General features: G+C 62.9%; 13 protein-coding genes. 9 read left to right on the forward strand and 4 right to left on the reverse strand.

The features are described 5' to 3' along the window. Positions 1–150 precede the first annotated feature (150 nt). Positions 151–2,529 carry an RND family transporter gene (locus JQ624_RS07860; protein WP_212418295.1) on the forward strand — a complete coding sequence of 793 codons (2,379 nt, stop codon included), beginning with the start codon at positions 151–153 and terminating at the stop codon, positions 2,527–2,529. Positions 2,530–2,588: 59 nt separating this feature from the next. Beyond that, positions 2,589–3,647, forward strand: coding sequence for a hypothetical protein (locus JQ624_RS07865; RefSeq protein WP_212418296.1), 1,059 nt, complete (start codon positions 2,589–2,591; stop codon positions 3,645–3,647). Positions 3,648–3,704: 57 nt separating this feature from the next. Here the strand turns inward: JQ624_RS07865 and JQ624_RS07870 are convergent, their stop codons facing one another. After that, a complete protein-coding gene (locus tag JQ624_RS07870) occupies positions 3,705–4,208 on the reverse strand; it encodes a hypothetical protein (protein ID WP_212418297.1) in 504 nt (167 codons plus the stop codon). 440 nt (positions 4,209–4,648) lie between these two features. On the opposite strand from JQ624_RS07870, the gene JQ624_RS07875 reads away from it, so the two are divergent. From JQ624_RS07875 to JQ624_RS07900, 6 genes are all read left to right on the forward strand, one after another. Then, on the forward strand, positions 4,649–4,894 hold the full coding sequence (locus JQ624_RS07875) for a hypothetical protein (protein WP_212418298.1): 246 nt from the start codon (positions 4,649–4,651) through the stop codon (positions 4,892–4,894). 190 nt (positions 4,895–5,084) lie between these two features. Next, the gene (gene hpnC, locus JQ624_RS07880) at positions 5,085–5,963 is read left to right on the forward strand and encodes a squalene synthase HpnC (RefSeq protein ID WP_212418299.1); all 879 of its coding nucleotides are present in this window, start codon (positions 5,085–5,087) and stop codon (positions 5,961–5,963) included. Next, on the forward strand, positions 5,960–6,799 hold the full coding sequence (gene hpnD, locus JQ624_RS07885) for a presqualene diphosphate synthase HpnD (protein WP_212418300.1): 840 nt from the start codon (positions 5,960–5,962) through the stop codon (positions 6,797–6,799). The genes hpnC and hpnD overlap by 4 nt, the downstream gene beginning before the upstream one ends. Then, positions 6,799–8,052 carry a hydroxysqualene dehydroxylase HpnE gene (gene hpnE, locus JQ624_RS07890; protein WP_212418301.1) on the forward strand — a complete coding sequence of 418 codons (1,254 nt, stop codon included), beginning with the start codon at positions 6,799–6,801 and terminating at the stop codon, positions 8,050–8,052. Before hpnD ends, hpnE begins: the two co-directional genes overlap by 1 nt. 65 nt (positions 8,053–8,117) lie before the next feature. Continuing rightward, positions 8,118–10,097, forward strand: a complete 1,980-nt coding sequence (gene shc / locus JQ624_RS07895; protein ID WP_212418302.1) for a squalene--hopene cyclase — start codon at positions 8,118–8,120, stop codon at positions 10,095–10,097. Further along, on the forward strand, positions 10,094–10,843 hold the full coding sequence (locus tag JQ624_RS07900; RefSeq protein ID WP_409334303.1) for a phosphorylase: 750 nt from the start codon (positions 10,094–10,096) through the stop codon (positions 10,841–10,843). Before shc ends, JQ624_RS07900 begins: the two co-directional genes overlap by 4 nt. Before the next feature lie 104 nt (positions 10,844–10,947). Here the strand turns inward: JQ624_RS07900 and hpnH are convergent, their stop codons facing one another. Both hpnH and ispH read right to left on the reverse strand, forming a co-directional pair. Then, complete coding sequence (hpnH, locus tag JQ624_RS07905; protein ID WP_212418303.1) at positions 10,948–12,108, reverse strand: adenosyl-hopene transferase HpnH; 1,161 nt, start codon at positions 12,106–12,108, stop codon at positions 10,948–10,950. A 65-nt stretch (positions 12,109–12,173) separates the two neighbouring features. Further along, on the reverse strand, positions 12,174–13,100 hold the full coding sequence (gene ispH / locus JQ624_RS07910; protein ID WP_212418304.1) for a 4-hydroxy-3-methylbut-2-enyl diphosphate reductase: 927 nt from the start codon (positions 13,098–13,100) through the stop codon (positions 12,174–12,176). Positions 13,101–13,540: 440 nt separating this feature from the next. On the opposite strand from ispH, the gene JQ624_RS07915 reads away from it, so the two are divergent. Beyond that, on the forward strand, positions 13,541–16,126 hold the full coding sequence (locus tag JQ624_RS07915) for an MMPL family transporter (protein ID WP_212418305.1): 2,586 nt from the start codon (positions 13,541–13,543) through the stop codon (positions 16,124–16,126). Here JQ624_RS07915 and JQ624_RS07920 read toward each other — a convergent pair. Further along, on the reverse strand, positions 16,094–16,756 hold the full coding sequence (locus JQ624_RS07920) for a DUF2147 domain-containing protein (RefSeq protein WP_212418306.1): 663 nt from the start codon (positions 16,754–16,756) through the stop codon (positions 16,094–16,096). The genes JQ624_RS07915 and JQ624_RS07920 overlap by 33 nt on opposite strands. Between the last annotated feature and the right edge of the window lie 45 nt (positions 16,757–16,801).

A 16,801-nucleotide genomic window follows, 5' to 3' on the forward strand; every position in this document is an offset into this window, starting at 1 on the left:
GGTTCGGCCCTGTAAAACGGCGCCGGTTAATTTACCGCGTGATTTCAATGGCTAGCGCCGATCGGACAGGGCTGGCAAAGCCGCATTCGCGCCACCAAACTGCATAAAACCAAGCTGCACAAACAGGCCGACGTGAGAACTGGACAGGGTATGCTCGACAAGAACTCCGAAAGTCACGTCCACGTCGAAGCCATCGAGGAGCCGCCGCCGTCGGGCAAGAGCATCGCCTTCGGGCTCGAGCGCATGGGGCTGATCGCGGTCAAGGCGCCGATCCTGTCGATGATCATTCTCGCCGCGCTGATGGTGGCCGCGCTCTTCGGCATCGAGCGGATCAAGATCGACGACTCGCTGAGCCAGCTGTTCCGGTCCGATTCCAAGGACTACAAGCAATACGAGGCCGTGACCAAGCGCTTCCCGGCGACCGAATTCGACGTGCTGGTCGTGGTCGAGGGCAAGACGCTGCTGGCCCGCGAGAACCTCGAAAAGATCCGCGACATGGTCACTGACCTGCAACTGGTCGAGGGCGTGCGCGGTCTGGTGTCGCTGTTTTCGGCGCGCCAGGCGCCGGAGCCCGGCAAGCTGCCGGCCGCGCTGTTCCCGCCCGAACTGCCGCAAGGCGCCGCCTACGACAAGTTCGCCGAGACTGTCAAATCCAACGAGATCATTCGCGGCAAGCTGTTGTCGGAGGACGGCACGCTGGCGTTGATCGTGCTGTCGCTGGAACCGAAGGTCGTTTCCTCAAACGATCTCGGCAAGGTGGTCGGCGAAATGCGCAAGATCATGGCCGACGATTTGTCGGGCAGCGGTCTCAATGCCCAGCTCTCCGGCGTTCCCGTGATGCAGCTCGAGATCCGCAACGCGGTCAAGCGCGACGGGCTGACCTACAACATCCTCGGCATTCTGGCCGGCTGCATCATCGCGATCATCTTCTTCCGCAAGATATCGTTCATGGTGGTTGCGGCGTTTCCGCCGATCATCGCGATCCTGCTCGCCCTCGGCGGTCTCGGCTGGGCCGGTTTCAATCTCAACATGTTCCTGAACGTGATGACGCCGCTCATCATGGTGATCAGCTTCTCGGACTCGATGCAGCTGACGTTCGCGGCGCGCGACCGCCTGATCGCGGGCCAGGACAAACTGACCGCGTTCACCAACGCCGTGCTGGTGGTGGGCCCGGCTTGCGTGCTGACCCACGGCACCGCCGGCATCTCGTTCATCGCCCTGCAGTTCTCCGATTCCGAACTGATCCGAAAGTTCGGCGAGGCCGGACTTGCCGCTACCATCATCGCGCTGATTGCGGTGCTCTCGCTGGTGCCGGTGTTCGGCGTGCTGTTCGTCCGCAACGAGAAGATCTTCGCCGTCAAGTTCCAGAGCGCGGATGCTGGCGTGCAGGCGCTGCGTAATTTCTGTTACTGGATCGCGGTGCGCATGGTCAGCCGCCCCGGACTGTTCAGCCTGCTCGCGTTGCTGCTCGTCGCCGGCCTCGGCTACATCTATGCCACGCTGGAGCCGCGCTATCGGCTCGCCGATCAGGTGCCGGACAAGCGGCAGGCGGTGGCGGCGTCGAGCCGCCTCGATGCCAAGCTCACTGGCGCCAATCCAATCGACGTGCTGATCGAATTCCCCAAGGGCGCCTCGCTCTATGCGCCGGACACGTTGAAGACGATCGCCGAGGTTCACTCGATGGTCGAGAAATCGGCGGGCGTCGGTAACGTCTGGTCGCTGGAAACCCTGCGCCGCTGGCTTGCCGAGAAGGCCGGCAGCAACGACGTCGCGACCCTGAAGGAATATGTCAGCGTCATCCCCGAGCATCTGGTCCGCCGTTTCATCTCGGCCGATCAGGATGCCGTGGTGGTTTCGGGGCGCGTTCCCGACCTTGATTCCAGCGAAATCCTCCCTGTGATCGACAAGCTCGACAAGGCGCTCGACAAGGTGAGAGCCGAGCATCCCGGCTTCGAAATCGCAGTCACCGGCCTGTCGGCGATTGCCGCGCGCAACAGCGCCAACATGATCTCGAAACTCAATCACGGCCTGACCATCGAATTCCTGCTGGTTGCGATCTTCATTGGCCTGGCATTCCGTTCGGTCGTGGTGATGTTCTCCTGCATCCTGCCCGGCATTTTTCCGGTCGTGGCATCGGGCACGGTGCTGTGGATCATGGGCGAGGGGCTGCAATTTGCCAGCGTGGTCGCGCTGACGGTGTCGTTCGGCCTCGGATTGAGCGCCACCATCCACTTCCTCAACCGGCTGCGGCTGGAGAGCAAGCCGGGTGTCGGCTCGGCGCTGGCGGTCGAGCGCGCCACCGTGCTGGTCGGTCCGGCGCTGATCCTGACCACGGTGGTGCTGGCCTGCGGCCTCGTCGTCACCGTGTTCTCCGACCTGCCGTCGCTGCGGCTGTTCGGCTGGCTCAGCGCGTTCTCGATGATCGCGGCCCTGGTCGCGGACCTCTTCATCCTGCGGCCGACCTCGATGTTCCTGATCAACCTGTCGGAAAAGATTCGCGGCGTCAGTCACGTCAAGCCCGCTGAATAACAGCGGCTGCCAAACAACAAGGGGTTGCCGGACAACGGCAGCCGAAGAGAGGCTGAGGAATGACGCCTGCGGGATCAGCTGTTCGCCCTGCGGCCGATGCCACCGCCTACCGCGCCGTCGAACACATCTATCATTCCTATCTCACCGGGCTGATCCTGATGCTGGCCTCGCGGGCGGGTGCATCGCGGGCAGCGGAGGTGGTGTTCCGGACCTTCCGGCGGCAGCAACTGGCACGCTTTCTTCCCGGATTGAAGAAGCTCGGCCTCGACCAGCTTCCGCATGCGGTCGCGTGCGCCCAGTATCACTATCTGTCGAACCAGGTCGGCGGTGTGAAGGTCGAGTACGTCTACGAGAGCGACACCAAGGCCTGGGTGCGCTATCCGCCGCCGCGTTGGATCTGGTCCGGCACCGCGATCTGCGGCATCCCCTCGGAAGTATCGCGGGCGATGCTGCGCGGATGGCACGCCAACAACGGCGTCGTGCTCGGCAATCCCAGGCTCGGCTTTGTCTGCACGGGTCAGACCGTCGACGGCCAGCCGGGGCTGGAGGGGTACTACAAGGAGTGGGATCATGATCTCGCTCCCGAGGAGCGATTGCAGTTTTCGCCCGGCGAGCGCTGTCCGCCGTTCCAGGCTGATCTGGCGCCGCGCCTGCCCGGGAACACATGGCCGGAAGAGCGGCTGCAGAAGGTGCTTCGCAATTATGCGATGGAGTACATCACCTCGGTCGTGCCGGAGACGATCAGCGTGCTCGGCCCGGAAGAGGGCGGCCATCTCGCCGGCGCTGCGGCGCGGCTCGTCGGGATGCACACCTTCGACGAAGTAGCTCGGCTATTGGGCGGCGTGGAAGCGGGCGCGGCCGGTTTCGCCAAGGCCTTCGCCCGGCTGGCCCGCGGGCAGGACGACGACGCGGAATTGCAGCTGGAAGGTTCGACCGCCACCGTGCGCCAGACGTCGTGGCGCCTGATGGCGGAACGTGAAGCGCTGTCGCCCGCGGTGTTCGATGCCTGGAACGAATTGTGGGTGGGGGCAGCCCTTGCGCATGATCGCTTCATGCGGGTCGAAGTGACGGAACGCCGCGACCGCGGCGATCCCTGTTGGCGCTGGAAATTCGGCTGATCAAAATGAAAAGGCAGCGCCGGGGCGCTGCCATTCACACTGTTTCAAAGGGCAGCGTCAGGTCTTGGTCATCGTGATCTTGACGCCGCGGATTTCGCCCTTGGAGTCGATCTGCACGACCTGCTTGTTGCCGGTGGTCCGCAAATTCAGGTTCGCTGCAAATCCGGAAGCCTCGACGAACACGTCGATCTGGCCGCCGCCTGCGGTGCCCTGCAGATTGCCGAAGATATTCCGGCTCTTCTCGCTCCAGTTGCCGGAGATGCGGTCACCCTGGCTGGTGACGTCGCTGGAGAGATCGAATTTGTAGCTGTCGCTGGCGCAGTGCAGATTCTGCTTCAGGCCGAGCCCGTTGGCGTTGACCTTGTAGTCTGCCTTGCATCGGATGTTCTCGGTGGTGCCGTTGGAGAGCGCGACCGTGCCCGAGCCGCTCCAGTTTCCGTCAAAGCCGGCAAACGGGCCTCCCGCCTGGGCGTGGCTTGCGGTGACCGACAACATGAGCGCGGCGCCGACGCCAGCAGCTGCGAGAGCCTGACCGAACAAGCTGGAACCAAACAGTTTCATTGTAGTTTTCCCATCAAAATAGACGTTCTTTGCAAAGATACGTCTCGCCGCATCGAAGATTTAGTGTTCCCGCAGTGTCTTAGGTTCAAATGACGGAGTTCGGTTTCCGGCGCTCTCGGCACGAAAAAGTGCTCAGTCGACCGAGTAGAGTTGAAGCATTCACACCGACTCCGTCGGCGCAGCATCTAGCTTTGCTCCGCATTGTCTGCAACAACCAATTGCCGGGAAAGTGTGGCGGAAATACACTTTAGATATCAGTCGGTTATTAAAGGTGCTTAGGTCGCCGTAGCGGTCGCCGTAAATTTGTCCGCATTTACCATGCTTGTCGTTTGTTCGTTGCCGCGTTACGCGGCGCGCCTGCCATCCCAACAAATCCGTTCCGGCGATGCCTCATCGCAAATCGGGGAACAGGATTCCTGCTGCCGAAATGAAGGAATACGATGCGTAAATTTCTCCTCGCACTCACCCTGTTGTCGCTCACGGCTTCGTCCGGAGCCTTCGCCCAGCAGCCGCAGCAACAGCGCAGCGGAACGCCGGAGGAGCAGAAGGCCTGTAACCGTGACGTGCAGAAGTACTGCCGTCCGGTGATCGACCAGGGCGACCTGACCATCCTGGCGTGTCTCAAGGAAAATCGTCCCAAGATCAGTGTGGCCTGTAACCAGGTTCTCAAGAACAACGGCCAATAAGGCGCGGCTTACGTCCGTTAACCCTCGCGGAAAAGCCATTTTCGGCTCTATGACGCGCGTCACGGGCGGGGCTAAGCAGCCCATATAGCATTGGTTTTGGCGGCGTATTCCCCTATATGGGGCACGCGATCTTCTCGCGTGCGCCGATCGGCGCGCGCCACCAATTCCGAGTGAATGTAGCCAGTTCTTGATGACCAGTGCGAGCGACCTGCGATCCGGGAAGACCCACCGCGACGAGAATTTTCCGGTCGCGTCGTGGATCATTCATCCGCGTCACCGCGCGCTGATCCTGAGCTACTATAATTTCGTCAGGACGGCCGACGACATCGCCGATCATGCGACCCTCAGCGCGGACGAGAAGCTGCGCTATCTCGACCTGCTCGAGGCGGAACTGCTGGGCAAGGGCGACACCCAATCGGAGGCGGTCAGCCTGCGCCGCGCTTTTGCCGAGCGCGCGATGGCGCCGCGCCATGCGCTCGACGTGCTGGTCGCGTTCCGGATGGACGTTACCAAGCTGCGCTACGAGAACTGGGACGACGTCATTCATTATTGCCGCTATTCGGCCATGCCGGTCGGCCGTTTCATGCTTGACGTCCATGGCGAGAGCACCTCGACCTGGGCCGCGTCGGACGCGCTGTGCGCGGGGCTGCAGATCAACAACCATCTGCAGGATTGCGGCAAGGACTACAAAAACCTCAACCGCGTCTACCTGCCGCGCGATGCGCTGGCCGCCAGCGGCGCCACCGTCGAGATGCTGGGCGAGGCGAAGTCGCAGCCGGCGCTGCTGCAATGCCTCCACGCGCTCGCGGTGCGGACCGAAACCCTGCTCAATGAAAGCAAGTCGCTCAGCGCCGAGGTGAAGGATTTCCGGCTCGGGCTCGAGGTTGCCGTGATCCAGGCCTTTGCCGACAAGATCGTCGGCATGCTGAAGGTGAGCGATCCGCTCAGCGAGCGCGTGCACCTGAGCAAGCCCGAATTGCTCGCGCAGAGCATCGTCGGCATCGTCAGCGAAATGATCAGGCGCGCCGCGGGACGCCGTCCCCTGACAAAACCGGCGGCGGGCGCATGACGTTGCAGACGGCGGCGGCCAACGCAGATTACGGCACCGCCGCGTCCGGCAGTTCGTTCTATGCCGCGATGCGCATCCTGCCGCGCAGCCAGCGCGAGGCGATGTTCCAGATCTACAGCTTCTGCCGGCAGGTCGACGACATCGCCGATTCCGACGGGCCGCGGCCCGAGCGGCTGGCCGCGCTGCAACAATGGCGTGACGACATCGATGCGCTATATCACGGTGATCCGCCGCCACGTCTGCAGGATTACGCCGCCTCGGTGAAAACCTTCGGCCTCAAGCGCGAGGATTTTCTCGCGGTCGTCGACGGCATGGAGATGGACGTGCCACAGGACATTCGTGCGCCGGATCTTGCCACGCTCGATCTCTATTGCGATCGCGTTGCCAGCGCCGTCGGCCGTCTGTCGGTCAGGGTGTTCGGCATGCCCGAGGAAGATGGCATCCAGCTCGCCCACCATCTCGGCCGCGCGCTGCAATTGACCAATATCCTGCGCGACATCGACGAAGACGCCGGCCTCGGCCGCCTCTATCTGCCGCGCGAAAGCCTGCTGCTCGCCGGCATCACCAGCGACAATCCGCAGAAGGTGACTGCCGATCGCGCACTTCCTAAAGTTTGCCTGCCGCTGGCCGAGCGGGCGAAAAAGCATTTCGAGAAAGCCGACGAGATCATGAAACGCAATTCGCGCCGCGTGGTGCGCGCGCCGCGGATCATGTCGAAATATTACCGCGCGATCCTGGACTTGCTCCTGGCACGGGGCTTTGTCGCCCCGCGCGAGCCGGTCCGCGTCCATAAATGGGCGAAGATTGCCATCCTTCTCCGTTACGCGATCATCTGATGCAGAAAAACGTTCATATCATCGGCGCCGGCATTTCCGGCCTCTCGGCCGCCGTACGGCTGGCCAACGCCAATTACCGCGTGCATGTCCACGAGGCCACGCAGCAGGCCGGCGGGCGCTGCCGGTCCTATTTCGACGCGGCCACCAATCTCACCATCGACAACGGCAACCATTTGCTGTTGTCCGGCAACCGCCATGCGCTGGCCTACGCCAGATCGATCGGCACCGAGGCGGGGCTGGTCGGACCGAAGCTGGCGCGGTTTCCCTTCGTCGACATCATGACCGGCCAGCGCTGGCAGCTCGACCTCGGCGCCGGCAAATTGCCGCTATGGGTGTTCGACGAGGCGCGCCGGGTCCCCGATACCAAGCTGCTCGATTATCTCGCATTGATGCCTTTGATCTGGGCAGGCACCGCCAGACTGGTTGGCGACACGATCCCCTGCAAAGGCACGCTGTACCAGCGGCTGGTGCAGCCGCTGCTGTTGGCCGCGCTCAATGTCGACCCGCCCGAGGGTTCGGCGGGCCTCGCCGGCGCGATCGTTCGGGAAACGCTGCTGGCGGGCGGGCAGGCCTGCCGGCCGCTGATCGCGCGCGACGGCCTCAGCGCGGTTCTGGTCGAACCCGCCATCAAGCTGCTGCAGGACAAGGGCGCCTCGATCCAGTTCGGCCATGAGCTGCGCGAATTCGCGATGACGGGCGGCAATGTCGGCGAATTGAAATTCGGCAGCGACACGATTGCACTCGGCACCGACGACGTCGTGGTGCTCGCGGTGCCGCCGCGCCCGGCGGCGGCGCTGTTGCCGGGCCTGAAAACGCCCTCGAAATTCCGCGCCATCGTCAATGCGCATTTCCGCTTCGATCCGCCCCGCGACGCCGTGCCCATCCTCGGCGTGGTCGGTGGCCTCGTGGAGTGGCTGTTCGCATTCCCGCAGCGGCTGTCGGTCACCATCAGCAATGGCGACCGGCTCGTCGACATGCCGCGCGAGGAGCTCGCGCTGGCGATCTGGCGGGACGTCTGCAAGGCAGCTAGCCTGCCCGGCGACTTGCCCTTGCCGCCGTGGCAGATCGTGCGCGAGCGCCGCGCGACGTTCGAGGCCACGCCGGAGCAGAACGCGCTGCGCCCGGGGGCGGTGACATCATTCAAGAACCTGTTTCTCGCCGGCGACTGGACTGATACGGGATTGCCGGCAACCATCGAAGGATCGGTGCGGTCGGGCGACCGCGCCGCCGATCTGGTTCTGGCGAGGCCTTGAGGCCTGACAGGAGTTGCGTGACCGGCTTCACAGAGCCCGCGCGCGAATAGAGGGATGCTAGCGATATGCTTTCCGTAGACAAAACAATTGCAGGCGATCCTATCGCGACGGTCGATCCCGTCGCGCTGGAGAAGAGCATCTCGTCGGCGACCGAAGCGCTGCTCGGCTATCGGCAATCCGATGGACACTTTGTGTTCGAGCTGGAAGCCGACAGCACGATCCCGTCCGAGTACATCCTGCTGCGGCATTATCTCGCCGAGCCTGTCGACAGCGCGTTGGAAGCCAAGATCGCGAACTATCTGCGCCGCACGCAAGGCAATCATGGCGGCTGGCCGCTGGTGCAGGACGGTCCGTTCGACATGAGCGCTAGTGTCAAATCCTATTTTGCGCTGAAAATGATCGGCGATTCCGTCGATGCGCCGCATATGGTGCGCGCCCGTGAGGCGATCCGCAGCCGCGGCGGCGCTGCCCGCGTCAACGTCTTCACGCGGTTCCTGCTGGCCTTCTACGGCGTGCTGAGCTGGCGCGCGGTCCCGGTGCTGCCGGTCGAGATCATGCTGCTGCCGATGTGGTCGCCGTTCCATCTCAACAAGATTTCCTACTGGGCGCGGACCACGATCGTGCCGCTGATGGTGATGGCGGCGTTGAAGCCTTTGGCGAAGAATCCCAAGGGCGTCGGCGTCGACGAGTTGTTCCTGCAGGATCCCAAATCGGTCGGAATGACGCCGAAGGCGCCGCACCAGAGCTGGGGCTGGTTCACGCTGTTCAGCACGCTCGACAAGATCCTGCGGGTTATCGAGCCGTTGTTTCCGAAAAAGCTGCGGCAGCGCGCGATCGACGCCGCGCTCGCTTTCATCGAAGAGCGGCTCAACGGCGAAGACGGCATGGGCGCGATTTATCCGCCGATGGCCAACATCGTCATGATGTATGAGGCGCTCGGCAAGGGACCGGATTTTCCGCCGCGCGCGGTCACCCGCAAGGGCATCGACAAGTTGCTCGTGATCGGCGAGCACGAGGCCTATTGCCAACCCTGCGTCTCGCCGGTCTGGGACACCGCACTGACCTGCCACGCGCTGGCGGAGGCCGGCGGCGAAGACACGCTCGCAAAAATGAAGCAGGGCCTCGACTGGCTGAAGCCGCGGCAGGTGCTCGACCTCAAGGGCGACTGGGCGGCGAAGGCCCCTGACGTCCGCCCGGGCGGCTGGGCGTTCCAGTACAACAACGACTACTATCCCGATCTCGATGACACCGCCGTGGTCGTAATGGCGATGGACCGCGCGCGCCGGGCGTCCGGCAGCAAGGACTACGATCAGGCGATCTCGCGCGGCCGCGAGTGGATCGAGGGCCTGCAGAGCCGCGATGGCGGCTGGGCCGCCTTCGACGTCAACAACCTCGAATACTACCTCAACAACATCCCGTTCTCCGACCACGGCGCGCTGCTTGACCCGCCGACCGAGGATGTCACCGCGCGCTGCATCTCGATGCTGGCGCAGCTCGGCGAGGCCGCGCAGACCAGCAAGGCGGTTGCGGACGGGATCGCCTATTTGCGCCGCACCCAGCTCGCGGAAGGGTCATGGTACGGCCGCTGGGGCCTCAATTACATCTACGGAACCTGGTCGGTGCTGTGTGCGCTCAACGCCGCTGGCGTCGATCATCAGGACCCGATGATGCGCAAGGCTGTGGACTGGCTGGTTTCGATCCAGAACGGGGATGGCGGCTGGGGTGAGGATGCCGTCAGCTATCGGCTGGACTACAAGGGATTCGAGGGCGCCCCGTCGACCTCCTCGCAAACGGCATGGGCCTTGCTTGGACTGATGGCGGCCGGGGAGGTCGAGAGCCCGGCGGTCGTGCGGGGCGTGGAGTACCTAAAAACCACACAGACCGAAAAAGGGCTCTGGGACGAGGCGCGTTACACGGCTACGGGCTTTCCGAGGGTGTTTTATTTGCGTTATCATGGCTACTCGAAGTTCTTTCCGCTCTGGGCGCTGGCGCGGTATCGGAATTTGAGAAGCACCAACAGCAGGGTGGTAGGGGTCGGGATGTGACTTTTGGGGCGGGGGCCGCCGCGATCGTGGACAGTTCGGTTGATCGCAATTCGAATGATCCGCGGCCGGTTTTGATCGTAACAGGATTGGTGCAGGAAGCCCGCATAGCGGCCGGGCCCGGCATGATCGTGATCTGCAGTTCCAGCGACCCGCAGCAATTGCGCGCACTGCTGGCAACGCTGGATTCCACCACTTTCAGGGGTGTCATCTCGTTCGGCGTTGCCGGCGGGCTGGATCCGTCGCTGAAATCGGGCGACGTGGTGGTGGCGACCGAGGTTCTGGCCGGCGATACCCGTTTTCTGGCAGGTCTGGCGCTGAACGAGGAAATGATCGCCCGTGCGGCATTGCGTCGCCGGCGCGTGGTCCGCGGTGGCCTGGCTGGCGTAGAGCAGGTGATTGCGGCGACCGCCTGCAAGGCCGCGCTGCATTCGGAGACGGGCGCGGCGGCGGTCGATATGGAAAGCCATATTGCCGCAGCCTATGCGGCCGAGGCCGGCTTGCCGTTCGCGGCGCTGCGGGTGATCTCCGATCCCGCCAGCCGGGCGCTTCCGGCGCTGGCCAAGAGCGCAATCAAGCCGAACGGCGACATCGATCTCGGCAAGGTGCTGCGCGGGGTGGCGCGCAATCCCACCACGCTGCGGGCGCTGGTCTCCACGGGAATCGATTTCAATCGCGCGCTGCGCTCCCTGCGCGGCTGCCGCGGCTTCCTGCACGGCGAAGAGGGGCTCGCCACCGCGGCGATCTGATCCGCACAGGGCACCCGGCTTCAGGATATTCGAAGGGCGTCAAACAAAAAAGAAAGGGCCCCGGTTCGCTGAACCGGGGCCTTGATCTTTTTGCTCCACGCCACTCAGGCGGCGGTGGAAGCTTTTTCCTGCTGCTTGGCCGCGGCAGCGGCGGCCTCGTCGCGGCGGATCTCGGACAGGCGCTTCTGCACCTCGGCCGAGAAGATGTACTGGGCCGGACGCTGTTTATCGAGACTGATCTCGGGCGCCATCGGACCCGTGGTACGCACGCCGCGCAGCGCGACCCACATTGCCTTCAGCGGGTTCATCAGCGCGGCGTTGGCAGCCGTCGGCTCGTAGCCGCAATGCGCCATGCAGTCGGCGCACTTCTCGTACTTGCCGGTGCCGTAGGTCTCCCAGTCCGTCGTCTCCATCAGTTCCTTGAAGGTCTTCGTGTAACCTTCGCCGAGCAGATAGCAGGGTTTTTGCCAGCCGAAGATGTTGCGGGCCGGCATGCCCCACGGCGTGCATTCGTAAGACTGATTGCCGGCCAGGAAGTCCAGGAACAGGCCGGAATGCATGAAGTTCCACTTCTTGCCCTTGCCGAGCGCGAACACGTCGCGGAACAGCTTCTTGGTCTTGGTGCGGTTGAGGAAGTGCTCCTGGTCCGGGGCGCGCTCATAGGCGTAGCCCGGCGACATCGAGACGCCGACACCGAGTTCGGTGGTGAAGTCGAGGAATTTTGCGATCTCTTCCGCCGGATGGCCGTCGAAGATCGTGGCGTTGACGTTGACGGTAAAGCCGCGCGCCTTCGCGGCCTTGATCGCGGAGACGGCGCGGTCGAACACGCCCTTCTGCGACACCGCCTTGTCGTGGTGATCCTTCAACCCGTCGAGATGCACCGAGAAGAACAGGTAGGGCGAGGGCTCGAACAGATCGAGCTTCTTTTCCAAAAGCAGCGCGTTGGTGCAGAGCGAGACGAATTTCTTGCGCGCCACGAGGCCGCGCACGATTTCGCCGATCTCCTTGTGGATCAAGGGTTCGCCGCCGGGGATCGCCACCATCGGTGCGCCGCATTCGTCGGCCGCGTCCCAGCATTCCTGCGCCGACATGCGGCGGTTGAGGATCGCGTCGGGATAGTCGATCTTGCCGCAGCCGACGCAAGCGAGGTTACAGCGGAACAACGGCTCCAGCATCAGCACGAGCGGATAGCGCTTCCGGCCAAGCAGCTTCTGCTTGATCAGATAGCCGCCGATACGCATTTCCTTGAAGAACGGTATTGCCATTTGAGAGATTTTCTTTCTGGACTTGGATTTGGGCTTGGAGCCCAGACTTGGAATCGTGAAGTGGATCAGCCCGCAGTCAGTTCGGCCGGAAGTCGGAACTCGATATTTTCTTCCCGGCCAGAAAGCACCGACACCTTGACGGGTCCGATACGTCTCAAAGCCTCGATTACGTCGTCGACCAAAACTTCGGGCGCCGATGCGCCCGCCGTAATGCCGACCGCTTTTGCATCCTTGAGCCAATCGGGGTTCAACTCGCTCCCGTCGGCAATCAGATAACTCGCGACGCCGACCTCGGTGCCGATTTCGCGAAGCCTGTTTGAGTTGGAACTATTGGCGGCCCCCACCACCAAAATGACGTCCACCAGCTTACTTAGATCCCTTACCGCAGATTGGCGGTTCTGTGTCGCATAGCAGATATCCCGGATGTCGGGGCCTTGAATATCTGTAAATTTGGCCTGAAGGGCGGCAATTATGTCCTTTGTGTCGTCCACGCTGAGGGTGGTCTGGGTGATATAGGCCACCGGGGCGTCGGCGGGCAGGGTCAGGGCCGCCACGTCGTCGACGTTCTGGACCAGCAGAACCGGCCCGGGAACCTGGCCCATGGTGCCCTCGACCTCGGGATGGCCGGCATGCCCGATCAGGACCAGGGTCCGGCCCTTGGACATATACCGCTTGCCCTGATTGTGGACCTTGGTGACCAGGGGGCAGGTGGCATTGAGGACGGGCAGGCCGCGGGCGGCGGCCTCTTCCTCGACGCTGCGGGCCACGCCATGGGCGCTGAACACGGTTACCGCCAATGGCGGAACCTCCGACAGGTCCTCGACGAAGATCGCGCCCTTGGCCTTGAGGCTTTCGACCACGTACTTGTTATGTACGATCTCGTGCCGGACATAGACCGGCGGACCGTATTTCTCGAGCGCGCGTTCAACGATTTCGATGGCGCGCACGACGCCCGCACAAAATCCGCGGGGCTGCGCTAGATACACTTCCATGGGACGTCCATTACGCTTGTTGCACCAGGTACTGAATTCGCAAATTCACCCGAAGATCTCCGTGCAGCCGGTCACATCCGGATCTGCAATATCCGCACCATGACCGGAACCCGTAGGTAATCCCCACCCAAGTAGATGGAAGCGCAGGACTATGTGTCAAAAATTGTGCGGCTAGAAAAGGTGCATCGCGCAATGGTTACCAAACTGTAGGTAATTAAATACCTAAAACCCGCTGCGAGAACCGTTGCGCCTCACCGGTTCGTCACTTTATCGCCCATCCGGACGGGCTATACCGGCCCCGAACGCCTGGTCCGGTCCGTTTTGGCGGCTTCGCCTGAACCTCTGGGAAGTAACCAAAACAACATTAGATCGGCTTGGGGAACTCCGCTAGACAGCGGGCGTTTTCGCCCAGCTCTCCTTGAGATTTAGAAAGAAACGAAGTGCTGACCAGTATTGTTGTCTCCGTTGTCAGAACCTGTACGCGGTTTGCCACTCTCGTCGTCATCGTCTCCCTGCTTCTGGCGGTCGGAGCGAGCTACTATGCCGCCCGGCATTTCGCGATCAACACCGACATCAACACGCTGATTTCGCCTGACCTCGACTGGCGCAAGCGCGACAATCAGTTCGAGCGCGCGTTCGACCGCGAAAAACTGATTCTCGCCGTGGTCGAGGCGCCGACGCCCGAGCTCGCCAGCGCCGCGAGCAAGGCGCTGGCTGCAAAACTCGCCGGCGACAAGCATTTCGAATCGGTGCAGCCGCTGGGTTCCGGCGAGTTCTTCGAAAAGAACGGGCTGTTGTTCCTGCCGGTGGAGGAAGTCGGCAAGGTCGCCGGCCAGCTCGAAGCCGCCGCTCCCCTGATCGAGATCATGGCCGGCGATCCCTCGATCCGCGGCCTGACCGGCGCGCTGGAGACCGGGCTTGCCGGCGTCAAGCGCGGGCAGGTCAAGCTCGACAATACCGAACGGCCCTTCAACCTGATCAGCCAGACGGTCGAGGACATCCTGAACAAGGGGACGGCGACGTTCTCCTGGCGCGAACTCGTCAGCGACAAGCCTTTGACCGATGCCGACCGGCGCGCCTTCATCGAGTTCAAGCCGAAGCTCGACTACAACGCGCTCGAACCGGGCAAGGATGCGACCGATGCGATCCGGCAGGCCGCGACCAATCTGAATTTTGCGGGCCAGTACAGCGCGCGGGTGCGGCTGACCGGCCCGGTGCCGATCGCGAATGAGGAATATTCGACCGTGCAGGACGGCGCGATCGTCAACGGTGTCGCTACCGTCCTCATTGTCCTCGTGATTCTCTGGATGGCGCTGCATTCCGCGAAGATCATCTTTGCGGTGTTCGTGAACCTGTTCATCGGCCTTTCGCTCACGACCGCCGTCGGCCTGATGATGGTGGGATCGCTGAACCTGCTGTCGATCGCCTTTGCCGTGCTGTTCGTCGGTCTCGGCGTCGATTTCGGCATCCAGTTCAGTGTCCGCTACCGTTCCGAGCGTTTCAAGAATGAAGACCTTGCGCTCGCGCTGGAGAACGCGGCCCGGCGTTCGGCGGTCCCGCTGTCGCTCGCCGCGATGGCCACCGCCGCCGGCTTCCTGTGTTTCCTGCCGACCGACTACAAGGGCATTTCCGAACTCGGCAAGATCGCCGGCGCCGGCATGCTGATCGCGTTCATCACCAGCATCACGGCCCTGCCTGCCATGCTGAAGCTGCTTCACCCGCCCGGCGAAAGCGAGCCTGTCGGTTACGCGTTTCTGGCGCCGGTGGACGAATTCCTCGAAAGGCATCGCGTCATCATCGTCGTTGGCACGCTGCTTCTCGTTGTGGCCGGGCTGCCGCTGCTCTATTTCATGCAATTCGACTTCAACCCGATCAACCTGCGCAATCCAAAGGCCGAATCGATCGCGACCTTCCTCGATTTGCGCAAGGACCCCAACACCGGCGCCAACGCCATCAACGTGCTGACCAGTTCAGAAGCAGAAGCAAAGAAGATCGAGGCGCGGCTGGAAAAGCTGCCGGAAGTTCTGCGCGTGATGTCGATCGACAGTTTTGTGCCTGAGGATCAGCCGGCGAAGCTGCAGCTGATCGCGAAGGCGGCGAGGGTGGTGGGGCCTGCGCTCAATCCCGATCAGGTCGACGCGGCGCCCTCGGATGAAGAGAATGTGGAGGCGCTGAAGAGTTCGGTCGACAGCCTGCGCAGAACCGCCGGCGACGGCAAGGGTCCGGGCGCGGTCGCCTCGCGAAGGCTGGCGGACGCGCTGTCGAAACTTGCCGGCAGCGACCAGGCGACGCGCGACAAGGCGCAGAACATTTTCGTCGCCCCGCTCAAGATCGTGTTCGATCAGCTCAAGAACACGATGCAGGCAGGCCCCGTCACGTTGAAGACGCTGCCGCCGGAACTGTTGAACAGCTGGAAATCCAAGGATGGGTTGATCCGCGTCGAGGCGTTGCCGAAGGGCGACCCCAACAACAACGATAACCTCCGCCGATTTGCCGATGCGGTTTTGGCGGCCGAGCCGAATGCGATCGGTGGGCCGGTGTCGATCCTCAAATCCGGCGACACCATCGTGAAGGCGTTCATCCATGCCGGCATCTGGGCGCTGCTGGTGATCAGCCTGCTGCTCTGGCTGACGCTGCGGCGGATCAGTGACGTGCTGATGACGATGGTGCCGCTGCTGGTGGCCGGCGCCGTCACGCTGGAACTTTGCGTGCTGATCGAGCTGCCGCTCAACTTCGCCAATATCGTCGCATTGCCGCTGCTGCTCGGCGTCGGCGTTGCCTTCAAGATCTATTACGTGACGGCCTGGCGCGAGGGCAGGACGAATCTGCTGCAGTCGAGCCTGACGCGGGCGATCTTTTTCTCGGCGCTGACGACCGCGACCGCGTTCGGAAGCCTGTGGCTATCCAGTCATCCCGGCACCGCCAGCATGGGCAAATTGCTGGCGCTGTCGTTCGTCATCACGCTGGCCGCGGTGCTGCTGTTCCAGCCGGCGCTAATGGGCAAACCGCGCGATGTCGGGGAGTAGGCAGATATCGCCGATATCGGCCGGTTGGCCAGGTTGGCCAGCCGCCTGCTTCTGAGCGGGCGCGGCCTTCGGCGCAGGCGCCGGATTGACCGCACCCGTGGTCTTCGGCGCCGCCGGCGCTGCGGTCTTGGGCGGCGCGCCGGCTGGTCCCTTCGGCGCACCCTTGGCCATGCTGTTGGCCGGGCTTGAGGGAATCGGCGGTCCGACGCGGGTCCAGGTTTCACCGCCGCACAGGAAGCCGAGCACGCAGCCTTGAATCTCGAGCTGGTCGGTCCCGACCGGCTTGATCGTCGAGCTGTAGAGCTGTCCGTCCTTGGCGTTGTAGACTTGGCCTTCCCAGGCATCGACGCCGGGCTTCTTCTTCATGTCGATCAGGATCGGCATGCCCAAGGTCGGCCGGCTCTGCTTGGCGACATCAGGATTGTTGTTGTCCTTGCCGCCCGGCGTCTTTTCCCAGGCAACGACGCCCCACATGTTGCCGCTACATTGGGCGACGCGAATGTTGGCCACGCCATCGGCTACTTTCCAGTCACCGGTGGGGTCGGCGGCAAGCGCAGCGTTAAGACCTGTGGCTAAAAAAACTCCCGAACAAACTATTGTAAGCGCGATGGTTCTTGGGCAGTGCAACATGGTTCAAACCTATGTTTAAGTAGATGATCCAAAGCGGGGGTCAAA

This window comes from Bradyrhizobium sp. AUGA SZCCT0283 (assembly GCF_018130385.1).
GTDB lineage: Bacteria > Pseudomonadota > Alphaproteobacteria > Rhizobiales > Xanthobacteraceae > Bradyrhizobium.

Bases quoted from the DNA above. Each gene is read 5' to 3' on its own strand.
- JQ624_RS07860 (WP_212418295.1), top strand. From the start codon at position 151: ATGCTCGACAAGAACTCCGAAAGTCACGTCCACGTCGAAGCCATCGAG.
- JQ624_RS07865 (WP_212418296.1), top strand. From the start codon at position 2,589: ATGACGCCTGCGGGATCAGCTGTTCGCCCTGCGGCCGATGCCACCGCC.
- JQ624_RS07870 (WP_212418297.1), bottom strand. From the start codon at position 4,208: ATGAAACTGTTTGGTTCCAGCTTGTTCGGTCAGGCTCTCGCAGCTGCT.
- JQ624_RS07875 (WP_212418298.1), top strand. From the start codon at position 4,649: ATGCGTAAATTTCTCCTCGCACTCACCCTGTTGTCGCTCACGGCTTCG.
- hpnC (WP_212418299.1), top strand. From the start codon at position 5,085: ATGACCAGTGCGAGCGACCTGCGATCCGGGAAGACCCACCGCGACGAG.
- hpnD (WP_212418300.1), top strand. From the start codon at position 5,960: ATGACGTTGCAGACGGCGGCGGCCAACGCAGATTACGGCACCGCCGCG.
- hpnE (WP_212418301.1), top strand. From the start codon at position 6,799: ATGCAGAAAAACGTTCATATCATCGGCGCCGGCATTTCCGGCCTCTCG.
- shc (WP_212418302.1), top strand. From the start codon at position 8,118: ATGCTTTCCGTAGACAAAACAATTGCAGGCGATCCTATCGCGACGGTC.
- hpnH (WP_212418303.1), bottom strand. From the start codon at position 12,108: ATGGCAATACCGTTCTTCAAGGAAATGCGTATCGGCGGCTATCTGATC.
- ispH (WP_212418304.1), bottom strand. From the start codon at position 13,100: ATGGAAGTGTATCTAGCGCAGCCCCGCGGATTTTGTGCGGGCGTCGTG.
- JQ624_RS07920 (WP_212418306.1), bottom strand. From the start codon at position 16,756: ATGTTGCACTGCCCAAGAACCATCGCGCTTACAATAGTTTGTTCGGGA.